10 protein-coding genes are annotated in these 5,467 nt (G+C 44.2%); 2 read left to right on the forward strand and 8 right to left on the reverse strand.

Going from position 1 to position 5,467, the window contains the following annotated elements; genetic code table 11:
- Nucleotides 1-76 precede the first annotated feature (76 nt).
- From QUA16_RS35420 to QUA16_RS35440, 5 genes are all read right to left on the reverse strand, one after another.
- Nucleotides 77-688, reverse strand: a complete 612-nt coding sequence (locus tag QUA16_RS35420; RefSeq protein WP_333109415.1) for a hypothetical protein — start codon at nt 686-688, stop codon at nt 77-79.
- Between the two features lie 198 nt (nt 689-886).
- On the reverse strand, nt 887-1,393 hold the full coding sequence (locus QUA16_RS35425) for a transposase (RefSeq protein WP_333181755.1): 507 nt from the start codon (nt 1,391-1,393) through the stop codon (nt 887-889).
- Nucleotides 1,390-1,530 carry a hypothetical protein gene (locus QUA16_RS35430; RefSeq protein WP_333181756.1) on the reverse strand — a complete coding sequence of 47 codons (141 nt, stop codon included), beginning with the start codon at nt 1,528-1,530 and terminating at the stop codon, nt 1,390-1,392. Before QUA16_RS35430 ends, QUA16_RS35425 begins: the two co-directional genes overlap by 4 nt.
- On the reverse strand, nt 1,499-2,272 hold the full coding sequence (locus QUA16_RS35435; RefSeq protein WP_333109411.1) for a transposase: 774 nt from the start codon (nt 2,270-2,272) through the stop codon (nt 1,499-1,501). Before QUA16_RS35435 ends, QUA16_RS35430 begins: the two co-directional genes overlap by 32 nt.
- A gap of 97 nt (nt 2,273-2,369) precedes the next feature.
- Entirely contained in the window at nt 2,370-2,477 is a 108-nt protein-coding gene (locus QUA16_RS35440) for a helix-turn-helix domain-containing protein (protein WP_333109409.1), read from the reverse strand.
- A 74-nt stretch (nt 2,478-2,551) separates the two neighbouring features.
- Here QUA16_RS35440 and tnpA point away from each other — a divergent pair, with 74 nt between their 5' ends.
- Entirely contained in the window at nt 2,552-2,965 is a 414-nt protein-coding gene (gene tnpA / locus QUA16_RS35445) for an IS200/IS605 family transposase (protein ID WP_333109408.1), read from the forward strand.
- A 352-nt stretch (nt 2,966-3,317) separates the two neighbouring features.
- Here tnpA and QUA16_RS35450 read toward each other — a convergent pair whose 3' ends face one another.
- Nucleotides 3,318-3,638: an RNA-binding protein gene (locus QUA16_RS35450; protein WP_333109407.1), complete on the reverse strand. Its 321-nt coding sequence runs from the start codon at nt 3,636-3,638 to the stop codon at nt 3,318-3,320.
- Nucleotides 3,639-3,769: 131 nt separating this feature from the next.
- Here QUA16_RS35450 and QUA16_RS35455 point away from each other — a divergent pair, with 131 nt between their 5' ends.
- A complete protein-coding gene (locus QUA16_RS35455; protein ID WP_333181759.1) occupies nt 3,770-3,901 on the forward strand; it encodes a hypothetical protein in 132 nt (43 codons plus the stop codon).
- Between the two features lie 250 nt (nt 3,902-4,151).
- On the opposite strand, the gene QUA16_RS35460 is transcribed toward QUA16_RS35455, so the two are convergent.
- The gene (locus QUA16_RS35460; protein WP_333181761.1) at nt 4,152-5,243 is read right to left on the reverse strand and encodes an RNA-guided endonuclease TnpB family protein; all 1,092 of its coding nucleotides are present in this window, start codon (nt 5,241-5,243) and stop codon (nt 4,152-4,154) included.
- A complete protein-coding gene (locus QUA16_RS35465) occupies nt 5,210-5,365 on the reverse strand; it encodes a hypothetical protein (RefSeq protein ID WP_333109406.1) in 156 nt (51 codons plus the stop codon). Before QUA16_RS35465 ends, QUA16_RS35460 begins: the two co-directional genes overlap by 34 nt.
- Between the last annotated feature and the right edge of the window lie 102 nt (nt 5,366-5,467).

Below are 5,467 nucleotides of genomic sequence, written 5' to 3' on the forward strand. Positions count from 1 at the left end.
GACTACTGACTACTGACTACTGACTACTGACTACTGACTACTGACTACTGACTACTGACTACTGACTACTGACTAATTAACAAATCGGCCGCTGTCCGGGTTTGACGGCGTGAATGTACTCGCTGCCCGATGTTGGCCATCCCCGCTTATAATAAGCTTCCTCCGGCTTCCCCCAGCCCAACTGCAACAAAATTTCTAGAAAATCCAACTTTTCCCACTTGGAGAGATTGGCCCATTCTGTGCGCTGGGCTATAGCTTCTACATCAATCGGCTCGATCGATCGAAAATCCTTCCCGCTGTTAATGCTTAAATACAAATCCATCCCCGCAGTTACCTGCTGCCAGAATTCCAACATAGAAATCTTAGCTGCCTTCAGCGTAATCAAATCAACCGGTAGAGCTATTAATTCGTCATCCACTGCCGGATAGCGTAGAGTATTGCCTTTAACCGCCATTTCCCGCCAGACAATCCCAGAAACTTGATGTTCCCGCTGGTATTCGTGCACAGCCGCCTTAAAATTTTGATAAGCAGTGAACTTCTGAACTCCCTCAGATTTGAGAAAGCGGTCAATCACGGGGTTGCCTGTAGCAGGAGTTTCAGTCAAATTGAGGCGCCGCCCATGCAAGCAGGCTTGGCGCTCTTCTTCGAGGATTTTAATGAGTTCCGCCGTGCTGTAGACCTTGGACATCTTTATTGAGGCAAAATCAAGATATTGGCTGATATTCGGCTGGTTTTCTCGACTAATCTTCGGTAAAGATAGTTTGGCTGTTCTGGGCAATATTCAGTTTTGCCGTTATTCTAACTTTTCTTGCTGCTTAATTCTAGTGTGAGAGTTTACAGGAGTCGATCCGCGAAATCCCGACAGCCTCGTGAACGAACCTGACGGTCAACGGAGTACCGTTAGACCGCAGGCTTCTTTTTCCTTTTTTGCAAAGGCTTTTTTGAGTGACGAAGTTCCCCCGCCACTTTCACAACTTAGACCAATCTTCTTTATAAGTTTAGCCGAATTTTCATCTCGATCCAAGGATTCTCCACATTGACAAGAGTGCCACCGCTCCGACAGTTCTTTCGGGACTTTATTGAGACAATTCCAACAATGCCCAGATGTGCCTTTGGGGTCAACAAACAAAACGTTTTTACCCAATTTCCAAGCGACATACTTGAGGATACTAGCAAATTGCCCGTGAGCAGCATCAAGCATGGATTTATTCAATCCGCTTTTTGCTGATTGACCGTTTGGCAAATAAACTAAGCTTCCATTTTCAAGGTCAGTCTTGGGTTTGGCACGTCTAGTTAAATTCTTGATACTCAAATCTTCAACAACTAAAACATCACATTTGCCAAATAACTCATGTGCTATTTTAAACTGAAAATCCAATCGGGAGCATCTCATATTTGTAAAAATACTTCTTGTGGCTCCTTCCTTCTTGTGGCTCCTTCCTTCTTCCTCTTTCCTTCTGCCTCCTGCCTCCTGCCTCCTGCCTCAAAACTCCAATTTCTAGCTTGGCCGCAAAGGTGAGATGCTCCCATCCAATCTAGCTCTAGCGATGAACTGGTGGAGTCTGGAAATCTTGTCCTTGACGATCTTCCAAGGCTTAGAACCCTTGACTCTCCTAGGTAGTTTCGATTGAAGTCTTGCTAATTTCTCAGCCGACTTTCTTAATAATCTAGGATTTTCAACTCTTTCACCACTGGAAAGGTAAACGTAATTAGTTATTCCCAGGTCAATACCAAGAGTGTTTTCTTCAGTCGGTTGAATTGCTGCAACCGTTACGGGAACCGTTTTATCTTCTAGCGCCAGGGAAATATACCATCCATCCGCTTCTCTGATAACCGTTCCCGTCTTAACCTTAAATTCTGTTGGGATTGAACGATGGAATGCCATCGGTACTTGACCTATTTTTGCGAGGTCAATACAAATCCTATTTTGCTCATCTTTGATAATGTCAAGATTGTTCAGTTGAGGATAGGTGAATGATTTGTAGTAGTGAAATCCTTTGAACTTGGGTTGGCCTCTACGATTGCCGTTTTTGTCGGGCGTAGTAAAATTTGAGAAGGAAGTTGCCACCCTGTTCACTACGTCCTGCAAAACCTGAGAATCCAAAGCTTTGTAATCTGGAAATAGTTTTTTGGTGTTTTTTATATCTGCTAACTGTATGGTTTGCCACTGTACATATCCGCCTTCAATATTCGAGAAAATATCACCTTTTCTAGTCAAAGGATTGCCTAACTCATCCTTTTTTCTGCCATCCCTAGTTTGTCTCCTAGTCAATGGAATATTTTGATAAATCTCCTCAACAGGGACTATAGAGGCAATCAAAGGGCAGGCGTTGATAGGTGTTCTCGTGGATTCCCACCACCTAAATCTTTCACGCCCGTCGGTAGTTATACTGCCTCCGACAAAGTTCTAGATGAGCTACGATCGTTGTGAGTTGGGCTTTTGTGGGCTTGAGGCGGTATTTGTATGTGAGTTGCATCAGAAACTTCTTTTTTCGACCTTTGCACAGTATAGTCGGTGTATCCTGAAAATGCAACACCGATAAACACAAACATGAAAAATGACTTTGTGTCAAGCGCTCGCTCGGTTTCAGACCTCAAGGCTCATTTGGTACTGTGTACCAAATATAGACGTAAAGTGTTCAACGCTCAGATGCTGGGCAGACTCAATGAAGTATTCGCCGATCTGAGTGAAAAATGGTCGTGCAAACTCATAGAATTTAATGGCGAAGAAGACCATATCCACTTATTGTTTCAGTATTATCCGCAAATGGACTTGTCAAAGTTTATAAACAATATCAAGTCTGTGGCAAGTCGCCGGCTCAGGAGTGAATTCCCTGAAAGGGTGAATGAGTTTTATCACAAAGATGTCCTATGGAGTAGTTCTTACTTTATTGCGTCTTGTGGAGGTGTTACCCTTTCAACGCTCAGAAGGTATATTGAGAATCAGGATGCTCCCGAAGCCTAATTGTCGGTTTCCGTACCTCCACCCGACGCTTCTGGACATCCCTGCGGTAATTTATTCGGGGTACTCCGCGCAAGCGCTCCGATGTATCCCCTCTAAATATACCGAGGGACTTCCCGGCTGGTAGTTAAAAAAAGCAGTTAAGAGGCTACTGAATCACGAACTAGACTGGGAACTGCACCGTCGACGTACCTCGCGGGATTTTTCGCCAAAAACAAAGCCCCCTCGAAGGAGGGGGCAAAACTGATTTAGAGGTTTGGGAGTTTTATTCGATAGGTCGATCGAACAACCCGAAAAAAAAGCAGCATTCGCACCTGCCGTCAACTACCAAAACTCAAATTTTCAGTGTCAAAGTTTAGTAGCGTCCCCGTGAAGAGCGATCGCTGTCGCCCCAGCCACCGCCGCCGCCCGAAGGGCGTCTGTTGTTGTTGTTTTCGCGAGGTTTGGCTTTGTTGACTTTCAAGTCGCGGCCCATCCATTCAGCACCGTCTAAAGCTGCGATGGCTGCTGCTTCTTCTGCCTCGCTTGCCATTTCCACAAAAGCAAAACCCCGCATCCTGCCTGTTTCCCGATCCATTGGCACTTGGACGCGGCTTACAGTACCGTACTCGGCAAATACTTCGTTGAGGTCCTCTGATGTTACCTCATATGAAAGATTACCCACGTAAATCGACATAAAATCTCCAGAATCATTAGGGTGCAGAGACTTAGATTCGGAGAGACGCTTGTAAATAAACACCAACAAACTACGCAACCGAATTTAATTCTTGGAAAACCACTATAACATGAAGCCAGCAGAATCAGCAATTGGCTGTCATAGATTTTCAATTTTCGGTGCCGTCGGGCAATCGCCAACAGAAAGTATTGGTGATAACTGACATCTTACACTCTTGGCGTCATCCACTTGGTTTCTTGCTGTGCGATCGACCTGGTATCTGAGATTTTTCGTGGCTGTTACCAGGTTGATTGGGTCTGATTGAGAACAGTGCCTGAGATTCAGTTATAACTGACATCAGCCACTGTTATCCCTGGGCAAGCCTCCTGCCCGTTCCACCAGAGATAAATGTTTTTAGCCGTTAAATAAAACTTACCCAAAGCTACCCCACTTTATATAAAGCTGGACTTTGAAGTTTACTTCCTGTTTCATTCTGGCAGTGTCGGCACTTACCAGTCCGCAGGCTAACTCCGTCTAACTGACGGTTTTTGACAAATTGATTGCCGCGTTTAAGTCACGTTCAATGACAAAACCGCAATCGCTGCCATCAAATACTCGTTCCGAAAGAAAAAGTGTTTCTTTTTTGATTCCACAGTTAGAGCAGATTTTACTGGACGGGAACCAACGGTCAACAACCACAAGTTTTGAACCGTACAACTCGCACTTATAGGTTAACTGTCTGCGAAACTCATAAAATCCCATATCAGCAATAGATGCAGCCAGTTTGTGATTAGCCATCATCCCAGATACGTTAAGGTCTTCCATTACTACTGTGCCGTGGTTTTTAGCAAGTAGTGTCGTTAGATTGTGTAATGTATTCTTACCAATGTTAGCTATCTTTCTATGCAGTCGAGCTATCTTGACTTGCGCCTTTTTCCAATTGCTTGAGCCGATGACTTTATGGCGATTGTGCCACTGCATTCTTGATAGTTTTGCTGCATATTGCTTGTAGGACTTAGCACCAGTAATTACCTCGCCTGTTGAGAGGGTGGCTAGTGCCTTGATACCTAAGTCAACTCCTACAATGCTTGTTTGGTCTGATTTTTGCGTTTCCACCTCAAAGCCAAAGCTAATAAACCATCTATCAGCTTGCCGGGATATCGTGCAAGATTTAATGGAGACTTGGGGTAGTCTTTCATAGGTTTTAAGAATGCCGATTTTGGGAACTTGAATTTTGTTGCTCCCCAAAATTTTGACCGCTCCTTCTAACGTAAAAGAGTCACGCTGCCCTTTTTTCTTAAACTTTGGCACTCCCGCAGTCTTTTTAAAACACCGCTTCCATGCCTCGCGTAGAGCCATTAACGCTTGTTGCGGTGTAGATTTAGCGCATTCATAGTACCAAGCATTCTCCGACTTCACCATAGCTACTAACAGTTTGTGCAGGTCAATAGCTGTGGGGAATTTGAGTTTTTCATCTGGATTAGCTTTATTGTGGTGAAGTATGTTTTTTGTCAACCACAATCCCCAGTTCCATGCGTGACGCGCTACACCACAATGTTTACCTAACTGCGTCCGCTGAGAGTTATTCAGTTTTAATTCTGTTTTGAATCCGAGTAGGATGGTAATTCTTTAATCCATTCTCTAAATGCTTGTGACATATTCCAACCTTGACTGTCGGCATAGGCATGGAGTTTGTCTAGCTCTTGCTGAGTCAGCAAAGCTTTAAACCATCTGTCTCTGTTAGGCATACTTTTCTGTGAAGCTATAGTCTTATTAAGCTGTTGTTCATTTAAATTGCATATTTCGAGTCCCGATCAACAATCGTCAAATCCTCTCCCCCTCTCCTCTTC

This window comes from Microcoleus sp. S13_C3, assembly GCF_036700905.1.
Lineage (GTDB): Bacteria > Cyanobacteriota > Cyanobacteriia > Cyanobacteriales > Microcoleaceae > Microcoleus.